The 23,099-nt window shown below is 63.2% G+C and carries 22 protein-coding genes and 1 tRNA gene; 12 read left to right on the top strand and 11 right to left on the bottom strand.

Annotated features, from left to right (window positions below):
* The first annotated feature begins 389 nt into the window (after positions 1-389).
* Positions 390-463 (top strand) — tRNA-Gln (locus IVA87_RS03045).
* 170 nt (positions 464-633) lie between these two features.
* Complete coding sequence (locus IVA87_RS03040; protein ID WP_247304502.1) at positions 634-996, top strand: DUF1428 family protein; 363 nt, start codon at positions 634-636, stop codon at positions 994-996.
* Positions 997-1,005: 9 nt separating this feature from the next.
* On the opposite strand, the gene IVA87_RS03035 is transcribed toward IVA87_RS03040, so the two are convergent.
* From IVA87_RS03035 to IVA87_RS03025, 3 genes are all read right to left on the bottom strand, one after another.
* Entirely contained in the window at positions 1,006-1,572 is a 567-nt protein-coding gene (locus tag IVA87_RS03035) for an invasion associated locus B family protein (protein ID WP_247332694.1), read from the bottom strand.
* A 64-nt stretch (positions 1,573-1,636) separates the two neighbouring features.
* On the bottom strand, positions 1,637-4,783 hold the full coding sequence (locus tag IVA87_RS03030) for a multidrug efflux RND transporter permease subunit (RefSeq protein WP_247332693.1): 3,147 nt from the start codon (positions 4,781-4,783) through the stop codon (positions 1,637-1,639).
* Positions 4,780-5,952, bottom strand: a complete 1,173-nt coding sequence (locus IVA87_RS03025) for an efflux RND transporter periplasmic adaptor subunit (RefSeq protein WP_247332691.1) — start codon at positions 5,950-5,952, stop codon at positions 4,780-4,782. Before IVA87_RS03025 ends, IVA87_RS03030 begins: the two co-directional genes overlap by 4 nt.
* 173 nt (positions 5,953-6,125) lie before the next feature.
* Here IVA87_RS03025 and IVA87_RS03020 point away from each other — a divergent pair, with 173 nt between their 5' ends.
* From IVA87_RS03020 to IVA87_RS02990, 7 genes are all read left to right on the top strand, one after another.
* Positions 6,126-6,341, top strand: coding sequence for a hypothetical protein (locus IVA87_RS03020; protein ID WP_247304499.1), 216 nt, complete (start codon positions 6,126-6,128; stop codon positions 6,339-6,341).
* On the top strand, positions 6,329-6,568 hold the full coding sequence (locus tag IVA87_RS03015; RefSeq protein ID WP_025035676.1) for a hypothetical protein: 240 nt from the start codon (positions 6,329-6,331) through the stop codon (positions 6,566-6,568). The genes IVA87_RS03020 and IVA87_RS03015 overlap by 13 nt, the downstream gene beginning before the upstream one ends.
* Before the next feature lie 212 nt (positions 6,569-6,780).
* Positions 6,781-9,318, top strand: a complete 2,538-nt coding sequence (locus IVA87_RS03010) for a TonB-dependent receptor (protein WP_247304624.1) — start codon at positions 6,781-6,783, stop codon at positions 9,316-9,318.
* Positions 9,319-9,337: 19 nt separating this feature from the next.
* Positions 9,338-10,027, top strand: a complete 690-nt coding sequence (locus IVA87_RS03005) for a Fe2+-dependent dioxygenase (protein WP_247304498.1) — start codon at positions 9,338-9,340, stop codon at positions 10,025-10,027.
* Positions 10,024-10,992, top strand: coding sequence for a tonB-system energizer ExbB (gene exbB, locus IVA87_RS03000; protein ID WP_247304497.1), 969 nt, complete (start codon positions 10,024-10,026; stop codon positions 10,990-10,992). The genes IVA87_RS03005 and exbB overlap by 4 nt, the downstream gene beginning before the upstream one ends.
* 3 nt (positions 10,993-10,995) lie before the next feature.
* Positions 10,996-11,454 (top strand): TonB system transport protein ExbD, encoded by a 459-nt coding sequence (exbD, locus tag IVA87_RS02995; protein ID WP_247332689.1) that lies wholly within the window; start codon positions 10,996-10,998, stop codon positions 11,452-11,454.
* A 9-nt stretch (positions 11,455-11,463) separates the two neighbouring features.
* Positions 11,464-12,279, top strand: coding sequence for an energy transducer TonB (locus IVA87_RS02990; RefSeq protein ID WP_247304495.1), 816 nt, complete (start codon positions 11,464-11,466; stop codon positions 12,277-12,279).
* Here the strand turns inward: IVA87_RS02990 and IVA87_RS02985 are convergent.
* From IVA87_RS02985 to IVA87_RS02975, 3 genes are all read right to left on the bottom strand, one after another.
* Entirely contained in the window at positions 12,267-12,689 is a 423-nt protein-coding gene (locus tag IVA87_RS02985; RefSeq protein WP_247304621.1) for a hypothetical protein, read from the bottom strand. The genes IVA87_RS02990 and IVA87_RS02985 overlap by 13 nt on opposite strands.
* 63 nt (positions 12,690-12,752) lie before the next feature.
* Positions 12,753-13,433 carry a site-2 protease family protein gene (locus IVA87_RS02980; RefSeq protein WP_247304618.1) on the bottom strand — a complete coding sequence of 227 codons (681 nt, stop codon included), beginning with the start codon at positions 13,431-13,433 and terminating at the stop codon, positions 12,753-12,755.
* 78 nt (positions 13,434-13,511) lie between these two features.
* Positions 13,512-14,375 carry a LysR family transcriptional regulator gene (locus IVA87_RS02975; protein WP_247304493.1) on the bottom strand — a complete coding sequence of 288 codons (864 nt, stop codon included), beginning with the start codon at positions 14,373-14,375 and terminating at the stop codon, positions 13,512-13,514.
* Positions 14,376-14,464: 89 nt separating this feature from the next.
* On the opposite strand from IVA87_RS02975, the gene IVA87_RS02970 reads away from it, so the two are divergent.
* A complete protein-coding gene (locus IVA87_RS02970; RefSeq protein ID WP_247304490.1) occupies positions 14,465-15,373 on the top strand; it encodes a DMT family transporter in 909 nt (302 codons plus the stop codon).
* A 2-nt stretch (positions 15,374-15,375) separates the two neighbouring features.
* Here the strand turns inward: IVA87_RS02970 and IVA87_RS02965 are convergent, their stop codons facing one another.
* The 5 genes from IVA87_RS02965 to IVA87_RS02945 all read right to left on the bottom strand — a co-directional run bounded on the left by IVA87_RS02965 (position 15,376) and on the right by IVA87_RS02945 (position 20,459).
* Complete coding sequence (locus IVA87_RS02965; protein WP_247332686.1) at positions 15,376-15,768, bottom strand: GFA family protein; 393 nt, start codon at positions 15,766-15,768, stop codon at positions 15,376-15,378.
* A gap of 7 nt (positions 15,769-15,775) precedes the next feature.
* Complete coding sequence (locus IVA87_RS02960) at positions 15,776-16,522, bottom strand: SDR family NAD(P)-dependent oxidoreductase (protein ID WP_247304488.1); 747 nt, start codon at positions 16,520-16,522, stop codon at positions 15,776-15,778.
* Between the two features lie 19 nt (positions 16,523-16,541).
* On the bottom strand, positions 16,542-17,273 hold the full coding sequence (locus IVA87_RS02955) for an SDR family oxidoreductase (RefSeq protein ID WP_247304486.1): 732 nt from the start codon (positions 17,271-17,273) through the stop codon (positions 16,542-16,544).
* A gap of 136 nt (positions 17,274-17,409) precedes the next feature.
* Positions 17,410-19,236: an IlvD/Edd family dehydratase gene (locus IVA87_RS02950; RefSeq protein ID WP_247304484.1), complete on the bottom strand. Its 1,827-nt coding sequence runs from the start codon at positions 19,234-19,236 to the stop codon at positions 17,410-17,412.
* Positions 19,237-19,358: 122 nt separating this feature from the next.
* A complete protein-coding gene (locus tag IVA87_RS02945) occupies positions 19,359-20,459 on the bottom strand; it encodes a LacI family DNA-binding transcriptional regulator (protein ID WP_247304482.1) in 1,101 nt (366 codons plus the stop codon).
* Positions 20,460-20,660: 201 nt separating this feature from the next.
* On the opposite strand from IVA87_RS02945, the gene ugpC reads away from it, so the two are divergent.
* Both ugpC and IVA87_RS02935 read left to right on the top strand, forming a co-directional pair.
* On the top strand, positions 20,661-21,728 hold the full coding sequence (gene ugpC / locus IVA87_RS02940) for a sn-glycerol-3-phosphate ABC transporter ATP-binding protein UgpC (RefSeq protein WP_247276915.1): 1,068 nt from the start codon (positions 20,661-20,663) through the stop codon (positions 21,726-21,728).
* A gap of 42 nt (positions 21,729-21,770) precedes the next feature.
* Positions 21,771-23,090: an ABC transporter substrate-binding protein gene (locus IVA87_RS02935; RefSeq protein ID WP_247304480.1), complete on the top strand. Its 1,320-nt coding sequence runs from the start codon at positions 21,771-21,773 to the stop codon at positions 23,088-23,090.
* Positions 23,091-23,099 lie beyond the last annotated feature (9 nt).

The following is a 23,099-nucleotide window of genomic DNA, read 5'->3' as shown; positions in this document are numbered from 1 at the left end:
GAAAGTCCGGAGTGAGACCAGGTCCGGTGGTGAGAGAGCTCCGCGGGCTTCACTTCATGAGCGTCCGCCTCCTCGTACAAGGGGCGCCCACCCATTAGAAGACTCACGTCGCCCCACTGCAGACGATGCAAAAGCGTTGCACGCATCCCTATTTCTAGCGCGTTGCAACCATAGCGTTTGGTCGTCCTGGAGGCGTGAACTTCTGCCGGTGGAGATGGGGCTGCAGCCGGTTGTTTTTCACTTTGACAGGGTACGGTTCTGACCACAGAAGGACTGGACCGCGAACGCCGGCCCGGCTATATGACCGGCCTGCGAACTGACGATTTGCGAAACTTTCAGCCCATCTTGCAAAGCTTCCGAAGAAAGCTTAGCTGAAGCAAGCACTTCGTTGGGGAATGGTGTAACGGTAGCACAACAGACTCTGACTCTGTTTGTCTTGGTTCGAATCCAGGTTCCCCAGCCAGTTCCGGGCGCTTTTTCCCAGGCTTAAGCCCCGGCCTCTCCGAGGCAGGGACCAAGATTTGTTGACGGCACCATCGCTCGCGACCGTTTGCCTCATCTGAAAATCGCGTTTCGTGTCGGATCGCAGTGCGCCCCATCGTCCTTGAGTGACACAACCCAAGGAGATCCGTGATGCCCTATGTCGATGGTTTCGTGCTGGCCGTGCCGAAGGACAAGATCGAGGCCTACAAGGCGCTGGCGACGACCGCCTGTGCGGTCTGGCTGGAGCACGGCGCGCTCGACTATGTCGAATGCATCGGTGACGACGTTCCCTATGGCGAGCTCACCTCGTTTCCGCGCGCGGTCATGGCGAAGGAGGACGAGATCGTAGTTTTCTCCTGGATCGTCTACCGCGACCGGGAGACCCGCGATGCCATCAACAAGAAGGTGATGGCGGACCCGCGGCTCAAGAGCACCGACATTCCGTTCGACGGCAAGCGCATGATCTATGGCGGCTTCTCGACGCTGCTTCGGGCCGGCGACATCGCGACCTGACGGTACCAGTTACTTGATCTTGTCGTAGGCCGCGGCGAAGTCGTTGAGCGGCATCGGGATCGCGATCGTTTTCTTGGCCATGTTCTGGAAGGAAACCTTCAACTGTTTGCCTGCCCGCAAGGCGGCGAGCAGATCCGGCGCGACCGGTGTCGAGGCGTAGCAGCCGCGGTTCTCGCAGGTCTGGATCTCGAGATCGAACGTCTTGCCCTCGTCGACCTGAAGCTTGGCGCCGACGGGCAGGTTGAGGCCGAGCGGCAATTGCAGCAGCGCGATCGGCGTGCGGGTGTCGGGCGCGATGCGGATGTTGATCAGGATGACAGTCTGGCCGGTCTTGGTCAGTACAGCGTTCTGCTCCATCGCGCATTCGAGCGGCGCGTCGCGGCTCGCGCTGGTGCAGCGCACGATCCAACCGGGCTGGCCCGGAGCGCCGTCCGCCTGCGCTTGCGTCGGGACAGGCGCGGGATGTGCGGTCGGGGCAGGAGGAGCGGTATTCTTCTTGGCGCCCTGCTGGGCATACGCAGCGCTGGTCGACAACAAGACCGCGGCGAGGGCGACAAGTCTGGATTGCATGGACATGGCGAAACCGCGTTGGCGTGAACCGTGGGTCCCGCTGTAGCGTCGCGAGAGGTGCGGTGCAAGCTTACTCGGCGGCTTGCTTGACGGTGCCGCGCTCGGGCGCCTCGTCGCCTTCGCCGTCACCCGAACGGCCCCAGGTGGAGAACCAGTTGTTGAGCTTGTCGAGATAGAGATAGACCACCGGCGTGGTGAACAGCGTCAGCGCTTGGCTGACGATCAGGCCGCCGACCATGGCGTAGCCGAGCGGCTGGCGGATCTCGGCGCCGGTGCCGTGGCCGAGCATCAGCGGCACGCCGCCTAGCAGCGCGGCCATCGTGGTCATCATGATCGGACGGAAGCGAAGCAGCGCGGCCTGGCGGATCGATTGCTCCGGCGTCTTGTGTTCGTCGCGTTCGGCGGCGATCGCGAAGTCGACCATCATGATGCCGTTCTTCTTCACGATGCCGATCAGCAAGATGATGCCGATCAGCGCGATCAGGCTGAAGTCGAAGCCGGCCGCCATCAAGATCGCGAGCGCGCCGACGCCGGCCGAGGGCAGGGTCGACAGGATGGTGATCGGATGGATATAGCTCTCGTAGAGAATGCCCAGGATCAGGTAGACCACGACGAGCGCGGCGAGGATCAACAGCGGCACGGTGCCGAGCGATTGCTGGAACGCCTGCGCGGTGCCCTGGAAGCTCGAATTCAACGTCGGCGGCGCGCCGAGCTCGGTCATCGCCCGCTGCACGGCTTCCGTGGCCTGGCCGAGCGCGACGCCTTGCGCGAGGTTGAAGCTGATCGTGATCGCCGGGAACTGACCCTGATGGCTGATCGAGAGCGGGCGGACCGGATCGGTGGTCCAGGTCGCGAAGGTCGACAGCGGCACCTGCTCGCCGGTTAGCGGCGACTTCAAATAGAGCTTGTTCAGGCTTTCGAGATCGCCCTGCATCTCGGGCAGGATCTCGAGGATCACCTTGTAGGTGTTGAGCTGGGTGAAATACTGCGTGACCTGCCGCTGGCCGAAGGCGTCATAGAGCGTGTCGTCGATCATCTGCGGCTGGATGCCGTAGCGCGAGGCGGTGTCGCGGTTGATCTTGAGCTGGACCGTGGTGCCCTGCGTCTGCTGGTCCGTCGCGACGTCGCGCAGCTCCGGCAGCGTCTGCATTTTGGCGAGGATCTTCGGTGCCCAGTCGTTGAGCTCGGCGAGATCGGCGTCCTGCAGGGTGAACTCGAACTGCGTGCGGGTCGGCCGGCCGCCGAGCCGGACGTCCTGGGCCGCTTGCATGTAAAGGCGGGCGCCCTCGACCTTGTCGAACTGCGGACGCAGGCGCGCGATGATCTGCTGAGCCGAGGCCTCACGCATATCGCGAGGCTTCAGTGTGATGTACAGGGCGCCATTGTTGCCGGCGCGTCCGCTGCCGCCGATCGCCATGGCGACGCTCGCAACGTCGGGATCGGCCATGATGATCTTGCCGAGCTGCTCCTGGCGTCTGAGCATCTCCTTAAAAGAAATGTCCTGCGAGGCTTCGGACGTGGCCGTGATCAGGCCGACGTCCTGTTGCGGGAAGAAGCCCTTCGGGATCAGAATGAACAGGTAAATCGACAATCCGAGCGTGGCGAAGAAGATCGCGAGCGTGGTGCGGCGCCAGGCCAGAGCGTGGTCGAGCACATATTCGTAGCCGCGCAACATGCCGTCGAAGGCGCGCTCACTCCATTGGTAGAACTTGCCGTGGGTCACCTCCCCATGCGCGCGCAGGAAGCGCGAGGCCATCATCGGCGTCAGCGTCAGCGACACGAACATCGAGACGAAGATCGTCATCGCCAGCACTACGGCGAATTCGCGGAACAGGCGCCCGATGATGCCTCCCATCAGCAGCAGGGGGATCAGCACCGCGACCAGCGAGATGCTGATCGAGACGATGGTGAAACCGATTTCCTTGGAGCCCTTGAAGGCCGCCGCGAGCGGGGAATCGCCTTCCTCGATATAGCGGGTGATGTTCTCGAGCATCACAATGGCGTCGTCGACCACGAATCCGACCGCGATGGTGAGCGCCATCAGCGACAGATTGTCCAGCGAATAGCCGACCACCCACATCAAGGCGCACGCGCCCAATAATGCCAATGGTACCGTCACCGTGGGAATGACGGTGGCCCAGAAGCTGCGCAGGAAGATGAAGATGACCATGACCACGAGCGCAATGGTCAGCAGCAGCGTAAACTGGACGTCCTCGACCGCGGCACGGATCGTCGTGGTGCGGTCACTGATCAGCTCGATCTTGATAGCGGGCGGAATAGCGGCCACCAGCCTGGGTAGGGTGGCCTTGATGCGGTCGACAGTCTCGATGACGTTGGCACCGGGCTGCTTGAAGATCACCAGGAACACGCCGCGTTTGCCGTTGGCCCAGGCCGCCTGCTTGGCGTCTTCGGCGCCGCTGACCGCCTGGCCGATATCGCGGATTCGCAAGGGGCCGCCATTGCGATAGGCGATGATGACGTCGTTCCAGTCCTTGGCGTGGGTGAGCTGGTCGTTGGCGTAGATCGTGTAGGCGCGCTTGGGCCCGTCGATATTGCCCTTCGGGCTGTCGACGGTGGTGATGGCGATCTGGCTGCGGACGTCCTCCATCGACAGGCCCTTGGCGACGAGCTTCGCCGGGTCGATCTGAATGCGGATGGACGGCTTCTGCTGGCCGCCGATGAAGACCTGCGCGACGCCGGAGAGCTGGCTGATTTGCTGGGCGAGCTGGGCGTCGACGGCGTCGCTGACGCTGGTCAGCGGCAGTGTCTCGGAGGTGGCCGACAACAGCAGGATCGGGGCGTCCGCCGGGTTGACCTTACGGTAGGTCGGCGGCGAGGGCAGGTTCTTCGGCAGCTGGCCGCTGGCGGCGTTGATCGCCCCCTGAACGTCATTGGCGGCGCCGTCGATGCTACGATTGAGGTCGAACTGGATGGTGATCGACGCCGTGCCCAGATAGCTCGTCGAGGTCATCTGGGCGATGCCGGGAATTTGGGCGAATTGCCGCTCGAGCGGTTGCGCCACCGACGAGGCCATCGTCTCGGGGCTGCCGCCCGGCAAGTTGGCGGTGACCTGGATGGTCGGGAAGTCCACCTGCGGCAGCGGCGCAACCGGCAGCAGGGGGTAGGCGACGAGGCCGACGAAGAGAATGCCGGCCATCAGCAGCGAGGTGCCGATGGGATAACGGATGAAGAGTGCCGAAATCCCGCCCTCGGTCATTCCTGTCGCACCTTGTTCTGGGCCGGATCCGAGCTCGCCACCGCTGTCGAGACGAGGGTTCCAGGCTGCACCTTGAACTGACCGCCGGTGATGACCTGCTGCCCGGGCGTGAGGCCTTCATCGATGACCGAACGGCCATCGATGCCATAGCTGACCTTGATCTTGTGCACTTCGGCCTTGTCGTCCTGATTGACGGTATAGGCGTACAGGCCGTTGGTCGAATGCTGGACTGCATCATCGGGAACGACGGTCGCATCCCTCAGCGTCCGCACCAAAAGACGCGTCGAAACCGACTGGCCCGGCCACAGCGAGTGGTCCTTATTGTCGAACACCGCCTTGAGCCGAATAGTCCCGCTGCTCGTGTCGACCTGGTTGTTGATGACGGCGAGCTTGCCTTCCGCCAGCGTCTTCTTGCCGTCGGTGGTGAAGGCGATCACCTTGAGCGCGCCGGCCCTCTGGCCTTCGCTGATATAGGGAAGCTGGTCTTCCGGTGCCGTGAAGATCACGGCGATCGGCTCGACCTGCGAGATCGTGACGATGCCGGTCTGCGTCGATGCGTTGACGATGTTGCCAATGTCGACCTGGCGCAGCCCTGCGACGCCTGTGATCGGCGACTTGATCTGCGTGTAGTCGAGCTGGGTCTGGGCGTTGGCGATCGCCGCGTCGTCGGCGGCGATCTGGGCGGTGAGCTGGGCGACGGTGGAGCGCTGGGTATCCACCCGCTGTGCGGTCGCGAATTCACCGAGCCTCATGGCGCGCTGGAGTTCGAGATTGGCGTTGGCGAGGTTCGCCTCGTCCTGCGCCTTCTTGGCCTTGGCCTGATCGAGCGCAGCTTGATAGGGACGGGGATCGATCGAGACCAGAAGCTCGCCCTGCTGGACGATCTGGCCTTCGCGGAAGGCGAGCTTGTCGATCTGACCATCCACCCGGCTGCGGACTTGGACAGTGTTGAAGCCCTGAACCGTGCCGAGACCGGTCAGATAGACCGGAAAGTCGGTCTTCTGGACCGGGGCAACGCTGACCGGGACGGGCTGCGGCCGGGGCGGAGCTTTCTGGGCTGTCTGGGTCTTTCCGGCCCCAGGCGAGCCGAATTTCTGCCAACCATAGTAACTCGCGGAGCCCACGGCCGCGATGATCAGAATCCAGAGGATCGGCCGTGTTTTTTTCATATCGGCTCGGCGGCTCTCGTGCCCCCAAGCTACGAATTATGGGGCAATCATAGGGTTCCAGCGCGCTTGTATAATACACGCCAAGTTTAAGTGTAAACAGCACTATCGGTCGAGAATCCTAAACAATTGGAAAGCTTTGCACCGCATGCAGCAGTCTGGCGCGTTGGGGTGCAATGCTGCATTTTTTCGGCGCGAACGATCCGCGTGCGAACGTTATCCAATGCCCGGACGCCGTGTGTGTGGCGCTGCGGGACACCGCGGAAAGCCTCCAGGTCGCGCGGGTCACGAGAACGGTTCTAAATCGCGCGCAGGCCGTTTCGGTTGTCAGGAAAATCAGCATCGGTCATATCGGCGCCGCCACGAATGGAGCGCAGGGATGGACGAATTGAACGGTAAGCTGATCGCGTGTCAGATTCTGATCACGGGGCTGATCGCGCGCGTCGCCAACGAGCAGCGCGATCCCTTGCGCTTTCTCACCGACTTCCGCGACGAGATCAAAGCCGTCGTCAACGGCGTCAACATCGCGGGGATGGACAACACCGATCGTGTGCGTGCGGTCGCGCAGAAAACTGTCGACGAATTGTTCTCGCTGATGAAGCCGCCGAGCAGCGACTGATGCCACGAGCACGACGCCGATTTCGCGCTCGTTTTAGAACGACTCCAATCTTTGTTTAGAATGATTTCAAACGGCAGTTTAGAATCGTTTTGATCTGGACCTATTCAAGCGTTCTCGCGGCGTGCTCGCATTGACCCGCTATTTTGTGGCCGATACCACAGCCCATCGTTCATCGAAGTGAATGAGCGAACAGGAAGATGGGGCGTTTGGTAATGGGGCAGGTGGTCGCACCGAGGTCGTTGCGTTCGGTCGTAGCGTTCAACTCGATGGATGAGAAGTCCGCTGGCATTTCCGGCAAGAAGGTTTCGGCAGTCGCGAGCTTGATTGCGGTGGCGTCGGTGTCGAGCGGCGCAGAAGCACAGCAGTCGAACCTGCCGCCGGTGACAGTCGATGCTCCGGTCCAACGTCCGCGTCCGGTGGCCTCGAAGCCTTCGCCGGAGCAGGTCCGAGCCCGTAACGCGCTTCGCCGCGCCGCGCAGCGGCAGCAGGCCGAGCAGACGGCTCCCACCACACCGTCCGGCCCAGCCGACGCCAATCCCTATGCCGACCCGGCCGCGCCCTACAAGGTCGACCACGTCCAGGCTGGCGGCAAATTTCCGGAGAAGCTGGTCGATACGCCGAAGTCGATCACCGTTCTCAGCAAGGAAGTCCTCGAGGACAAGAACGCCACGACGCTGAAGCAGGCCATTCTCAGCACGGCTGGCGTGACGCTGGGCTCGGGCGAGGGCGGCAATGCGTTCGGCGACCGCTTCTTCATCCGCGGCTTTGACGCGCGCAACGACATCTTCATCGATGGCGTGCGCGATTCCGGCGTCAGCGTGCGTGAGAACTTCTTCACCGAACAGGTCGAGATCCTGCGTGGTCCGGGCTCGACTTTTTCCGGCCGCGGTGTCGCCGGTGGTGCGATCAACATCGTCACCAAGCAGGCGACGACCGGGGCGAGCTTCTACAACATGGACTCGACGTTCGGGACCGACCAGACCAAGCGTGTCACGCTCGATGTCAACCAGGTGATCGACCCGACGCTCGCCGTACGTGTCGGCGGCTTGTTTCAGGACGCCAATGTCGCAGGCCGCGACTATGTCACCGACAACCGGAACGGCGCCTTCGTCGCCACGACTTGGAAGCCGACCGATACGATCAGGGTCACCGGCAACTACATCCACACTGAACTGACCGGTCTTCCGGACTTCGGCGTGCCCTATTATCGGCCGAGCACCGCGTCCACCGCTGGCGGTCCGTTCCCGGATTTCGGAGCGAGCCGCAAGAACTGGTACGGCTTCGTCAATCGCGACTTCTTCCGGACCGGCCAGGACATCGGCACGATCAATGCCGAGGTGCAGATCACCCCCGATCTGATGATCAGCAACAAGTTTCGCGCGTCGCGTTCGACGCAGAATTACATCGGAACGCTGCCGGAAGCGCCTTCGCTGAAGGACCCGCTCTCGGCGTCGACCTTGACGTCCAATCCCCAGAGCCGTTTTCAGATCACCGACGTGCTCGCCAACCAGACCGAGGCGACTTACAAGTTCCTGGACGGCGCGGGGTTCAAGCATACTGCGCTTGCGGGCGTCGAAGTCGATCGTGAGCGGTCCTCGATCGACAGGTATCTTGGGCTGACCTCGGAGGCCACCGGCATTCCCTCCAGCCCATCCGGCTCGCCGACCAACACCAGCGTCTTCTTTCCTCAGAATACGTATCTTCCGTTTGGAATTCCCTCGCTTTCGGGTCTGCCGACCAAGATCGGCATCGACACGGTCAGCGGCTACGTCATGGATAGTGCGAACTACCATGACCTCCTGATCCTCAATGGCGGTTTTCGCTACGACGATTACAGTATCAAGACCACCGGCTATGCTGCGAACGGCGCGTTCGGTCAGCAGTCGGCGGAATTCCTGATTCCCAACTTCAATCTCGGGCTTACGCTCAAGCCGTTGCCGAACGGCAGCGTCTATGTGGCGTATGCGACTTCTGCGAATCCAGTCGGTGCCGAGTTCGACGGTACCAGCACAGCGTACGGCGGCCTCAATCCGACCCTGCCGGGCGGAAACACGCAGATATTCGGCCCTGAGAAAAACAAGGCCATCGAACTCGGCACCAAATGGGAGCTGTTCGACCGTCATCTGCTGCTGACCGCCGCGCTGTTCCAGACGACGAAAGAGAACGCCCGCGAGTCACAGAATGTTGGCAGCGCGGCCGTTGCTGCCCCCTTGGGATGTGTCTATCCGACCGGAACGACCGGCAACATATCGTGCATCACGGCCGGTGCCGCCTATCGCATCCGCGGCATCGATCTCGGCGTCGGTGGCAAGATCACAGACAAATGGAGTGTGTTCGGCGGTCTCGTGCTGATGCAGTCGGAAGTGACACAGTCGCTGGCGCCGTCGGCCAACAGGACGCTGTATCCGACCAATGTCGGGCGTCCGCTCGCCAATATCGCGCACGAGTCGTTCAGCTTGCTGTCGAAATATCAGCTCAACGACACCTGGGAACTGGGCGGGCAGGCGGTATACCGCTCGAAAATCTATGGCGGCACTTTGCTCGCGGCCAATCAGGGTACGTCGCTGCCGAGCTACTGGCGCTTTGACGCGTTCGCGGAGGCGAAGCTCGATCAGCACTGGAAGCTCAAACTGTTCGTGAACAACATCTTCGACAAGCGCTACTACGACGCGCTGTACCAAAGCGCAGCGCCGTTCGTGCTGGAAGCACCGGGCCGTGCCGCCTATGTGGTGCTCTCCGCGCGTTACTGATGGAGCAACAACGAGTTTCATGCTGACATGCATCGAAAACGCTCTCAGCAAGGATGATGTGGCGGATTTCCGCCGCATCATGGACGCCAGCGACTGGGAGGACGGCCGCTCCACCGCCGGCGCGCAGTCGGCGATGGTCAAGCGCAACGAGCAATTGCCGCCGGATGGCGAAGTCGCGCGCAAGCTCGGCAACCGCATCATCGCGGCGCTGACGTCGAACCCGCGCTTCATCGCGGCGGCAATCCCCCTCCAGATCTTCCCGCCGCTGTTCAACCGCTATGCGGCGAGCGGCGGTCACCATTTCGGCCTGCACGTCGACAATGCGATCCGCGGCGACCGCCTGACCGGCCTTCGCATCCGCACAGACCTGTCGGTCACACTGTTCCTCACCGAGCCGGAAGAGTACGATGGTGGCGAACTTGTGATCGAGGACACCTACGGATCCCACGAAGTCAAGTTGCCAGCCGGCGACTGCGTGCTCTATCCCTCGAGCAGCCTCCATCTGGTCACGCCGGTGACGAGGGGAACGCGGGTTGCGTCTTTCTTCTGGCTTCAGAGCATGGTACGGGACGATCAAGCCCGAAGCATGATCTTTGACCTCGACACCGCGATTCAGGCGCTGGTGGAACGGCTCGGGCGTGACGATCCCGAAACGGTCAAATTGACGGGTATCTATCACAACCTCATTCGCTACTGGGCCGAAGTATGAAGATCATGACCTTCCAAGCAAGCCTTGCCGCCGCCGCGATGCTGGCGGCCGCCTGGCTCGCATCTCCTGCTTCCGCCCAGATACAAACCCCGCCGGCGCCGGCGCAGTCGACGGCCCAGCCGGCCCCGGTCGGTGCGCTGCCAGCGGATACCGCACCTGCGGCCCCGGCACCTTCGGCTTCGACCGCAACCGCGCCCGCTGCTGCGACGGCGCCCCCCGCGACTGCCGCTTCGACGACCGCCAAGCCCGATGCAGCGGCCGCCATCGCGCCGGCCATGAAGGAATTGTCGCCCTGGGTGATGTTCATGTCGGCGGACGTCATCGTGAAGGCGGTGATGATCGGGCTCGCCTTTGCTTCGCTGGTGACTTGGACCGTCTTCATCGCAAAGTCGATCGAGCTGTCGGTTGCTTCCACCAAGCTGCGGTCGGCGCTGAAGAAGACCGCCGAGGCGCGCTCGCTCGCGGAAGCCCAGATGGCGCTCGGCACTAAGGAGGGCATCCTGCCATCCTTCCTGACGGCGGCGCTGCGTGAGGCGCGGATGTCGGCCGGCCTGTCCAGCGATGCCGGCATCAAGGAACGCGCCGCTTCGAGCTTTGCCGAGATCGTGCGCGCGGAACAGCGCCGCATCCGCATCGGCATGGGTGTGCTCGCCACCATCGGCTCGACCTCGCCCTTCGTCGGCCTGTTCGGCACGGTCTGGGGCATCATGAACAGCTTCATCGGCATCTCGAAGTCGCAGACCACGAACCTCGCCGTGGTCGCGCCCGGCATCGCCGAGGCGCTGCTCGCCACCGCAATCGGTCTCGTCGCCGCGATCCCCGCCGTCATCATCTACAACCATTTCGCGCGCGTGACGAAAGGCTATCTCGAGCTCGTCAGCCGCGCCTCGGGCGCTGCGGGGCGGCTGCTCTCGCGCGATCTCGATCGCAGCCACGGCAGCGTGCATTCGCGCGCAGCGGAGTGAACCATGGGCGTTTCGCTCGCAGACAACGACGGCGAAGACGACGATTTCTCGGAAACGCATGACATCAACGTCACGCCGTTCATCGACGTCATTCTGGTGCTGCTGATCATCTTTATGGTCGCAGCGCCGCTCTCGACCGTCGACCTGCCGATCGATCTGCCGACGTCGAGCGCGACGCCGCAGAAGAAGCCGGACAAGCCGACTTATCTCAGCATCAAGCCCGATTTGACGCTTGCGATCGGAGAGAACCCGGTCCACCGCGCCGAGCTGATCGGCACCCTCAACGGTTTGTCCGACATGAGCAAAGACAAATATGTCTTCCTGCGTGCTGATCGCTCGGTGCCCTATGGCGAGTTGATGGGTGTCATGGAGCTCTTGCGCTCAGGCGGCTATACGCGGGTGAAGCTGGTCGCGCTGGAAGGCGCTCCGGGGGCGCCCTCGGCAGGCGCCGCTCAGCCTTAGAGGCGCACTATGTCGAACGAACCCAGACCATCCAGGAAGCTTTGGGTCTTGGCGGCGGTGGCGGCGCTCGCGCTTCATCTGGGTGGTGCGGCGCTCGCGCTCGCACACCTGCAAGCCGATGACGGCGACGATGGTCTGGGTGCGGCCGGCGCCGAGTTCGCCGTCGAGATGGCCTCGCCAAAGGCACCCGATACCGACCTTCCGCCCGGGCCTGACAGCGAAGCGATGCAGGAGCAGCAGGCGCTTCCCGAGCAGAAGGCCGAGACCAAGGAAACCGAGCTGCCAAAGGATCAGTCGCAACAGGTCGACGATCCCGATCGAGTCGTTGCGGAGAACATCTCGAAGAAGCCGCAGGACGAGGATCCGAAAATCGCAGCGGTCGAAACTCCCGCTGCCGAGGCCTCGCCGAAGTCGGTTGCGACCGCGCGGCAGACACTCGATGAAGACGCGCGCGAGGCTGAGAAGGCCCTGGCGCCGGTGCTTGGGCTTGGCAAGGACATCCTGAAGATTACCGCGGACTGGAACCGCAAGATCAGCGCGCATCTGGCGGCCCACAAGGTCAATCCGGAGGGCAAGGAGCCCCATAACCAGAAGGTCAAAGTGAGCTTTGCGATCAACCGCAGAGGAAACGTGCTTTCGGTCGATGTCGTTGAGTCGTCCGGGGACGCGGCTTACGATGCGGCGGCAGTCTCGATTGTCCGTAAATCCGATCCCATTCCGCAGCCGCCCGCCGGGCTGACAGAGGACCGGTTCGAGCGCACCGTGGACATCATTTTCACGCCACCGGACGCCAAGAAAAAGAAGAAGACGGCTCAGCGCCAGTAGAGCCGGATCCCGACATACACCACGACCAGACAGGCAAAGATCAGCGCCACCGGCAGCGGCCGTTTCTGGGTTCCGGCGAATGCCGTCGCCCCGAAGGCGGCGGCCTTCTTCGGCTTGGGTGTCGGGCGGCGGAAGACGGTAACATTGTCCGCCGCCGTTTCAGGCGGACGGGGGCGGACGTCAGGCGGCGTTCCCGCGCCGCCCATCTCGGCATAGTAGGCCTTGTAGATCGCGCCGATGGTGGCCTCGGTCGCTTCGCCCTCGCTCATCTCCGCCAGCAGTTTCTTGTAGCTCGCGAGGAACTCCTGGGCTTCCGCAGGCAGCGCGGACGCCCCGTTGAGCTTGGCCATCATCTTCCATGTGGCAAAATCGGCGCGGGCGCGGGTGTCGGCGCGTCGCGCGATCAGCATATCGGCAGCTTTGACCAAGTCGGCCTCTGGCCTTTCGGCTTGTGTTCGGGTGTCGCTGTTCAACTAAACATTGCCGGTCAGGAACAGAACAGCCTGAATCACATAACCGGTCAACGTTCGCAGTATTGCTGAAATAACATCAAGATTTAGACCGAACTGCGAACCCGCCAGCGGCAGCAGGATGAGGAGGCCGATCAGGATCAGCATCCCGACTGGCTCAAGCCGGGCCAGCGGCAAGGCAAGCCGCTGCGGCAACAGCCCGACCGCGACCCGACCCCCGTCAAGCGGTGGGATCGGCATCATGTTGAACACCGCCAGGATCGCGTTGATCACGAGGGCATTCTTGAGGTTGTCCGCAACCCATTTCGCCGAGCTCGCGGGCACCAGTGGCAGGGCATGAAAGGCGAGGGCGGCGGCGAGCGCCAGCAGGATGTTGGTGACGGGCCCGGCCAGCGCCACCCAGACCATGCCGAGCCGGGGGTTGTTCAGCTTGCGGAAATTGACCGGCACCGGCTTGGCGTAGCCGAACAGGAACGGCGAATGCGCAAACAGCAGCATCGCCGGCAGGATCAGGGTCCCGAACGGGTCGATGTGGCGGAGCGGATTGAAGCTGACGCGACCGAGCTGCGAGGCTGTGTTGTCCCCGAGCTGATGCGCGACGAAGGCGTGCGCAGCCTCATGGAAGGTGATGGCGAGCAGCACCGGCATTACCCAGACGGATGGATCATAAAAAGAAATGTTCACCAGCTCATCCGTTTCGGCTTCTGCCCGCGCGCCTCCCAAAGCACGCCGTATAGGGCCACAACCCTTCACAATCTACCGCTATATGGCGCTCAATTCCGAAATTCCCCGTTGCAAATGGTCCGCGAGAAGGCCGCTTGCGGATGATAGGTGGCGCGCACGGTGAAGGCGAATTTCCGCCGGCGGCAATGGCGGCATGCCGTCACGATCGGACAGCACGCGAAGGCTCGCCGGCAAGGTCCCTGCTTTCACCACCGTCACCGCGAGGCCTTGAGCCGCAATCGTCTCGACTGCTGCGAGCGTCCGGCTAACATAGGCCAGGCGCCAGGGCACGCCAGCGGCGTCGAGCGCCTCCGCAGCCCATTGCCGGAACAGACACCCTGGCGGGTAGAGTGCCACGGACAGGGGATTATGCGCCGCGGCGCGATAGGATGAGGCAGCCGCCCAGACCGCCTGCTCACGCCTCAAGAGCTCGCCGTCGCCACATCCTTGCGGATGCATGGCGATGACGAGATCGTAGGCATCGCCGAGCCGCGCCGGCATCGTCGCGGTCAGTCCCGTCTCGATCTCAATCCGGACCAGTGGGTGATGCTTGGCAAAGCTCGTCAGCAGGGGCGGAATGACGATGGTGCCGTAGTCGTCCATCACGCCGAGGCGGACCACGGCTTCGGCCTTGCGTGCGCGAAGCGCCCCGACCGCCTCCGCGTTGAGCGCGAGAATGCGCTGCGCATAGGCGCGCAACTCTTCGCCTGCCGCGGTCGGCAGGATGCCGGCCCTGGTGCGCTGAAACAATCTTGTGCCGAGCCGCTCCTCTAAGCGCCTGATTTGAACGCTCACCGCCGATTGGGTCCGGTTGAGGACGTGGGCCGCGCGGGTGAACGAACGATGCTCGGTGACCGCGAGAAATGCTTTCAGCAGACTGGGATCGAGATCTGGTGTGGTCATGACGTAACGTTATCCCAGCATGACGGAAAATCCATTCCCCAATTCGGCGCGCCTCTTATGCTGCGTTCGAAGCATTGATGGGAGCAATCGTGACCGAGATCTCCGGCGTTTTGGCTGCCGTGCTGTCGAGCGGCCTCGGCGGCACCTCGATCGGCGCCACGCGCTATCTCGTGAATATGCTCGATCCGCTCGCGATCGGCTCGTTCAGGTTCGGCATCGGCTTTCTCCTGCTGCTGCCGCTGACGTTGCTGCGCGGAGACTGCTGGCCGGGGCGAGGGGACCGGATCGCCGCGATCGGGCTTGGCCTTTTGTTCTTCGCCCTGTTCCCGATCCTGTTCAATGCATCGCTGATATTTACGACCGCCGCGCGCGGCGCGCTCGGTTTGTCGACGCTGCCTCTGCTCTCGCTCGTGATGGGGGCTGCGCTCGGCGCCGAATCGCTCACTTGGCGCAAGTCGATCGGTGTCGTAATTGCGACGTTTGGCGTCGCCCTTGCGCTTCTCTTCGACTTGGCTTCGGCGCCGTCGGGCGCCTGGCGGGGCGATCTGTTGATGATCGCTGCGGCCGTGTGTATGGCACTTTACGGTATCTGGTCAAAGCCGCTGATCCGGCGTTCCAGCCCGATCGCCTTCACGACGATGAGCATGGCGGCAGGCGCGACTTGCCTCATCCTGCTCTCATATGTGCGCAGCAGTTTTGTGCCGGTGACCGGCTTCGGCACACCGCAATGGCTCGCAGCGCTCTATCTCGGGGCCTTCGGAGCCGCGCTGACCTTTTATCTCTGGGCCTTCGCGCTGGAGCGGACCACGCCGACGCGTGTCGCGATCTCGGTGACGGTCAATCCGATAACGGCATCGCTGGTTGGCGCCTATTTGCTGCACGAGCCGCTAAGCTGGAATCTGGCGGCCGGCATCGTCGCGGTGTTTGTCGGGATATGGATTGGGACGACGGACCAGCGTGCTCAGGCGGTGAGCGCATCCGCTTCAAACCAGGCCTGACATCAAGCCGGGATCGTCGTCTGATATTGCGTCAGGCCGTCGTCGAGCTTCAGCCAGGCAAGCTTTTCCGAGACCGAGATGTGCTCGGTGGGCGCGAAGGCGTTGCGATCATCGAACGTGGCCAGCGCGACGCCGGCGAGCGTACCGTTGCGGCGCCACGCGAACAGCCGCGTGCCGCACCGCTTGCAGAACACGCGGTCGATGTTCTCGGAGGAGGCGAAGCGGGCGGTGTCGCCCTCGACGCTGAGCGCGCGCTGGTCGAATTGCGCGCGGGCGAAGTAGGGCGAGCCCATTGCCTTCTGACAGATGCGGCAATGGCAGATGCGGACGTTGAGCGGTTCGCCCTCCGCCTTGAACCGCACCGCGCCGCAGAGGCATCCGCCTTCCCGGATCATGATGTCCTCAATAAGTTGCGCGACCGCCCGAGATATCGAAGACCGCGCCGGTGGAGAACGCGCAGTCCTCGGATGCGAGCCAGGCCACCATCGCGGCCAGCTCTTCCACCAGCACGAAGCGCCCCTTCGGGATCTTCGACAGCATGAAGTCGATATGCTGCTGCGTCATCTGATCGAAGATCGCGGTCTTCGCCGCCGCCGGTGTCACCGCGTTGACGAGGATGTCGTGGGCGGCGAGCTCCTTGCCGAGCGATTTCGTCAGTGCGATCACACCGGCCTTGGACGCCGAATAGTGCGCGGCGTTCGGATTGCCTTCCTTGCCGGCGATGGAGGCGATGTTCACGATGCGCCCGTATGTCTGCTTGAGCATCGTAGGCACGATGGCCTTGCAGCAGATGAAAGGACCGTCGAGGTTGATGCGCAGCACCTTGCGCCATTCCTCGAGGTCGGTCTCCCAGACCGGCTTGTTGACGCCGGCGACGCCGGCATTGTTGACGAGGATGTCGATCTTGCCGAAGGCGGCCAGCGTCGCATCGCGGGCCTGCTCGACGGCTGCGGTGTCGGTGACGTCGACCTTAAAGACGCGGACGCCGTCGCCGATCTCCTTCGCCGTCTTCTCGGCCAGCGCGGCATCGAAATCCCAAATGGCGACCTTGGCGCCGGAGGCGACGAAGCGCTCGGTAATCGCGCGGCCAAAGCCCTGCGCGCCGCCGGTGACGACAGCGGCGCGGCCGTTGAGATCGATCTTGTTCATGAGACTTGACCCCTGAACATCAGAGCATGTAGCCGCCGTCGACGACGAGGTCGACGCCGGTGGTGAACGCGCTTTCGTCACTGCCGAGATAGACCGCCATCGCTGCGATCTCGTCGGCGGTGCCGAGCCGGCCCATCTTCTGGCGGGAGATGAACATCTCCTTGCCTTGCGGCCCCTGCGCGGCGGCGCGGTCGAGCATCGAGGGCGTCTCGACGGTGCCGGGGCAGATGCTGTTGCAGCGGATGCCCTTGGTGATGAAATCGAGCGCGACCGCGCGCGTCAGCAGCGACACCGCCGCCTTCGACGCGCTGTAGACGTAACGGTTGGCCGGCGGCCGCAGCGCCGCGCAGGACGAGATGTTGACGATGCTGCCGCCGCCGCCTGCCAGCATCTCGGGCAGAAACGCCCTGATGGTCCGGTGCATCGACTTGACGTTGAGGTCGAACGAGAAGTCAAAATCCTCTTCCGAGCACTCCAGGATCGTACCATGGTGCACAAAGCCCGCAGCGTTGAGCAGGATGTCGATCTTGCCGACACGCTTGGCAAAGACGTTGACGTCGGCGGTGTTGCGGACGTCGAGTTTTGCGACTTCGGCGACGCCGTCCTTGGCCAGAGTGGCAATCCCGCTCTCGTTGATGTCGGTGGCGATGACGGTCGCGCCCTCACGCGCGAATGCGACGGCGCATGCGCGCCCGATGCCTGCGGCTGCAGCGGTGACGACGGCCCGCTTTCCCTTGAGGCGGTCTGCCATGTTCTTGTTCTCCTTCGTGTAGTTTCAATGCCAACCCACGTCTTTGCGAGGAGCTCTTGCGACGAAGCAAATCCAGGCCATCTCCGTGGAGCTATCTCTGGATTGCTTCGCTTCGCTCGCAATGACGGTGTGGCTGCTAGTGGTTATCTCTTGCCACGCCAAAGGTGCCGGCGACGTTCTGATAGCGCGTGGCGAGCTCCATGCAGGCGCCGGTGGATTGCTGGCCGACCGTATTGCGATAGATCTCCTGCCACGGCGTCTGGTTCGGCGGATGCTTGAAGCCGCCGCTGGCCTTGAGTTCGGCATGGCGCTTCTTCAGCTCCTCCTCCGAGATCACGATGTTGGCGCTGCCCTTGTTGAGGTCGATGCGCACCTTGTCGCCGGTTTTGAGGATGGCGAGCCCGCCATTTGCCGCCGCTTCCGGCGAGGCGTTCAGGATCGAGGGCGAACCCGAGGTGCCGGACTGGCGGCCGTCGCCGATGCAGGGCAGGGACAGGATGCCGCGTTTGATCAATGCTGCCGGCGGCTGCATGTTCACGACCTCGGCGCCACCGGGGTAGCCGATCGGCCCGGTGCCGCGGATGAACAGCACGCAGCGCTCGTCGATGTCGAGCGAGGGATCGTCGATCCGCTCGTGATAATCCTCGGGCCCCTCGAACACGATGGCGCGGCCTTCGAAGGCGTTGAGGTCCTTGGGGTTGCTGAGATAGCGGTCGCGAAACTCCTTGGAGATCACGCTGGTCTTCATGATCGCGGAATCGAACAGATTGCCCTTTAGCACCAGGAAGCCGGCGTCCTTCACCAGCGGCTTGTCGTAAGTCCAGATCACGTCGTTGTCGGGCGCCGGTGCGTTCCTGCAGTTCTCGCCGATGCCGCGGCCATTGACTGTCACTGCGTCCTCATGGATGCGCTTGTGCTTCATCAGCTCGCGCACCACAGCCGGAACGCCGCCGGCGCGGTGGAACTCCTCGCCGAGATAGAAGCCGGCCGGCTGCATGTTGACCAGCAGCGGCACGTCGTGGCCGAATTTCTGCCAGTCGTCGATCGAGAGCTCGACGCCGATGTGGCGGGCCAGCGCGTTGATGTGGATCGGCGCGTTGGTCGACCCACCGATCGCCGAATTGATGACGATGCAGTTCTCGAACGCCTTGCGGGTCAGGATGTCCGAGGGTTTCAGATCCTCCCAGACCATCTCGACGATGCGCTTGCCCGTCTCATAGGCGATCTGGCCGCGCTCGCGGTAGGGGGCGGGGATCGCCGCGCAGCCCGGCAGCGAGAAGCCGAGCGCTTCGGCGAGCCCGTTCATGGTCGAGGCGGTGCCCATGGTGTTGCAATGGCCGACCGAGGGCGCCGAGGAGGCCACGATCTCCATGAACTCTTCATAGTCGATCTCGCCGGCGGCGAGCCGCTCGCGCGACTTCCAGACGATGGTGCCGGAGCCCGTGCGCTCGCCGGCATGCCAGCCGTTCAGCATTGGGCCGCCCGACAGCACGATCGCGGGCAGGTTGACGGTCGCTGCGGCCATCATGCAGGCGGGCGTCGTCTTGTCGCAGCCGGTGGTCAGCACCACGCCGTCGAGGGGATAGCCGTAGAGGATCTCGACCAGGCCGAGATAAGCGAGATTGCGGTCGAGCGCCGCGGTCGGACGTTTGCCGGTCTCCTGGATCGGATGGGTCGGGAATTCCATCGCAATGCCACCGGCCTCGCGGATGCCCTCGCGGACGCGATGGGCCAGCTCGATATGATGGCGGTTGCAGGGTGAGAGATCATTGCCGGTTTGCGCGATGCCGATGATCGGCTTACCGGATTGAAGCTCGGCGCGGGTGAGGCCGTAGTTTAAATAGCGCTCCATATAGAGCGCGGTCATGCCCGGATTGTGCGGGTTGTTGAACCATTCCTGCGAGCGAAGGTGGCGGCGAGCGCCGTTGCCGGCAGCGTGCCCATTGGTTGGCTTTTTTGTCATTGGTCTCTCCTGCAATGCAAACGCACTGGCGTCCGTCTCAATCTGTCGGCTGGTGCGATGCCCAGCGGCGCGAGCGATGGTCTGCCGGCCCGCTGGCGGGTCATTTCCTCACAAGTACGATACTAATCTTGGCTGCTTGGTAACGCTACCATTTTGTTGGCGGCGCCGGCTCCGGAAGCGGCTGGTCGATTGTCCGAACGCCGCGACAACGAGCTTTGCCGCTCGACCACTTTGAAGCCGAGGTCGAGCACCGGCTGCTCGGGCCGCCGTCCATCGATCGCGTCGATCAGCATGGTCGCGGCCGTTTTCCCCATCTCATAGCGATTGGTGCGCACGCTGCTGAGGGTGGGGACGGCTGAGGCCATGAATTCGAGGTCGTTGAATCCGACGATCGCGATCTGCTCCGGGACGGCGATCTCCCGGCGCCGGCATTCAAACAGGACGCCGAGCGCGAGGTCGTCATTGGCACAGAACACCGCATCGATGCCGGGGTCCCGCGCAAGCAGGTCGGTGAACAGGGCGCCGCCGAGCGTCACCGATGTCGGCGTCGCCGTCGTCACGACGAGCCGCTGCTCGAACAGGGCGGCATCCTTCATGGCCGAGACATATCCATCGAGCCGCCGCTGCACCCGCGGATCCATCCGCGCGCCGATGAAGCCGACCTTGCGGTGACCCTGCGCGAACAGGTGGGCAACTGCCGCGCGCGCAGCATCATAGTGCGAAAAGCCGATCATCATGTCGACTGGATTGGGGCCAATCTCCATGATCTGCACGATCGGGCAGTCGGCAGCCTCCAGCATCGCGCGCGATTCTGCGGTCTGGTCGATGCCGGTGACGATCAGCCCGGCCGGCTTCTGCGCCAGAAACAGGCGCAGCAGCTTCTCCTCCTGGAGGATGCTGTAGCGGGTGTTGGACAGCTGGATCGAGTAACGGCTGCCTTCGGAGGCGTCATAGATGCCCCGCAGCACGTCGGAGAACACGTTATTGGTGAGGGATGGGATCAATACACCGATCACCTCGGTACGCTGCGAGGCCAGCGCGCGTGCAGCAAGGTTCGGAACATAGCCGAGCTCCTTGGCGGCGCTCTCGACCCGCGTCCGCTTGGCAACCGACAGTGCTTCCGGATTGCGGAAGAAGCGGGACGCGGTGATCGGGCTGACGCCGGCAAGCTCGGCGACTTCCGCCAGCCGGATCTTGCCTGACTTGGTGCGTTTTCGACCCATTGCTGCTCTTAACACAGTCACGGTCGCAAACAAAGGAACGTTGACAGCGCTACCAGCAACGACTAACCAAAGACAAATTGCCAAAACCGCACAAACTGCCGACAATGTTGCTCGCTATGATCGGGCCGGGTTCGGTAAAGTCTGAAAAAGCAAGACGGTCGCGGCGCGAAGGGCGTCGTCGACTTTCAAGGAGGGAGCTAGATGTCGTCTGTGCAAATCCGCGACGTGCGGAAATCGTTCGGCAATTTTGAAGTCCTGCACGGCGTGACCATTCCGATCGAGGACGGCCAGTTCGTCGTTCTGGTCGGCCCCTCCGGCTGCGGCAAGTCGACGCTTCTGCGCATGCTCGCCGGTCTCGAGAACATCACCTCCGGCACGATCTCGATCGGCGACCGCGTCGTCAACAATGTCCAGCCCAAGGAGCGGGACATTGCGATGGTGTTCCAGAACTACGCGCTCTATCCGCACATGACGGTGGCCGAGAACATGGGCTTCTCATTGAAGCTGCGGAATGCCAGCTCGGACGAGATCAACAAGCGCGTCAAGCGCGCCGCCGAGATCTTGGCGCTGTCGCCGCTGCTCGATCGCTATCCGCGCCAGCTCTCGGGCGGCCAGCGTCAGCGCGTCGCCATGGGCCGCGCCATCGTGCGCGATCCGCAGGTGTTCCTGTTTGACGAGCCCTTGTCGAACCTGGACGCCAAGCTGCGCGTCGCCATGCGCACCGAGATCAAGGAGCTGCACCAGCGGCTGAAGACGACGACCGTCTACGTCACCCACGACCAGATCGAGGCCATGACCATGGCCGACAAGATCGTCGTCATGCATGACGGCATCGTCGAGCAGATGGGCACGCCGCTCGAGCTCTACGACAAGCCCGACAACCAGTTCGTCGCCGGCTTCATCGGCTCGCCCGCCATGAACTTCCTCAAAGGTCATGTGCGCGTCAACGGCGTTGCCACCTTCGAGGGGCCGAACGGTGTCAAGCTGCCGCTCAAGACGGCGCCGACGGCGTCGGACGGCCGTCCTGCCGTCTATGGCGTGCGGCCTGAGCATTTCACCATCGCCGATGACGGCGCCGAGGCGGAGATCATCGTGGTCGAGCCGACCGGCTCGGAGACGCAGGTGTTCGCCAAGGTCGGCGGCGAGCAGGTCGTCGCGGTCTTCCGCGAGCGCCACCAGTTCAACCCGGGCGACAAGGTGCGGCTGAAGCCCGACCCGTCGCTGGTGCATTTGTTCGACGAGGCCACAGGCAAGCGCCTGAACGCCTAGCGCAAGACGTAAGACAAGAAAAAGCATCACAGGGAGGACGATATGCAAGACTTTACCCGCCGGACTCTGCTTCAGGGCGGAACGGCTCTGGCTGCGACCGGCATGCTGACTGGGCCGGCACTGTTCGATTTCGCCAAGGCCTGGGCGCAGAGCGCGCCGTGGAAGGCGGAGCCCGGTGCCAAGCTGACCGTGATGCGGTGGAAGCGCTTCGTGCCGCAGGAGGACGATGCGTTCAACGCGATGGTTGCGGCGTTCAAGGCTGCGACCGGCACCGAGATGAACGTATTCAGCGAATCCTTCGAGGACGTGCAGCCGAAGGCATCGGTTGCGGCCAATACCGGCTCAGGGCTCGATCTCGCCTGGGGCTTGCACACGCTGCCGCAGCTGTTTCCCACCAAAGTGCTGAAGATGAACGACGTCGCCGATTACCTCGGCAAGAAGTATGGCGGCTGGACCGATGCGGCGGCCAAGACCTGCAAGTTCGGCAACGACTGGCTCGGCATTCCCGTGGCCACCAACGGCGGCTACATGACCTACCGCAAGTCGGCGACCGACAAGGCCGGCTTCAAGGAATTCCCGAAGGACTTCCCCGGCTTCCTCGAGATGTGCAAGGCGCTGAAGGCGAACAACACGCCTGCCGGCTTTGCGCTCGGGCACGCCTCGGGCGACGGCAACTCATGGCTGCACTGGGTTCTGTGGGGGCACGGCGCCTACACGGTCGACCAAAACGACAAGATCATCATCAACTCGCCGGAGACGGCGAAGGCGCTGGAATATTGCAAGGCGCTGTACGACACCTTCATCCCCGGCACCGCGTCCTGGAATGATTCATCCAACAACAAGGCCTTCCTCGCGGGCGAGCTCTATTGCACGGCGAACGGCATCTCGATCTACGTCGCTGCCAAGACTGATCCGAGCAAGAAAGAACTCGCTGAGGACACCTATCACGCGCTCTGGCCGGTCGGACCGGTCGGCAAGCCGACCGAGCTGCAGCTGGCGCTGCCGATCCTCGCCTTCAACTTCACCAAATATCCGAATGCGGCGAAGGCGTTCGTCGCCTTCATGCTGGAGAAGGAGAACTACGAGAAGTGGCTGGAGGGGGCGCAGGGCTATCTGACGCAGACGTTGAACGCCTATGAATCGGCGCCGGTCTGGACGGCGGATCCCAAGAACGCCGTGTTCTCGCAGGCGTCCAAGCGCACGCTGCCGGCATCCGGCATCGGCACCGTCGGCGAGAAGGCGGCAACTGCGATCGCCGACTTCATCGTGGTCGACATGTTCGCCAATTACTGCACCGGCGCCAAGGATGCGAAGGGCGCGATGGCGGAAGCCGAGCGCCAGCTGAAGCGCATCTATCGCTGAGGGGTCACG

The sequence above is a fragment of the Bradyrhizobium sp. 147 genome (genome assembly GCF_023073935.1).
Lineage (GTDB): Bacteria > Pseudomonadota > Alphaproteobacteria > Rhizobiales > Xanthobacteraceae > Bradyrhizobium.
This window is presented reverse-complemented; position numbering and strand designations above follow the sequence as displayed.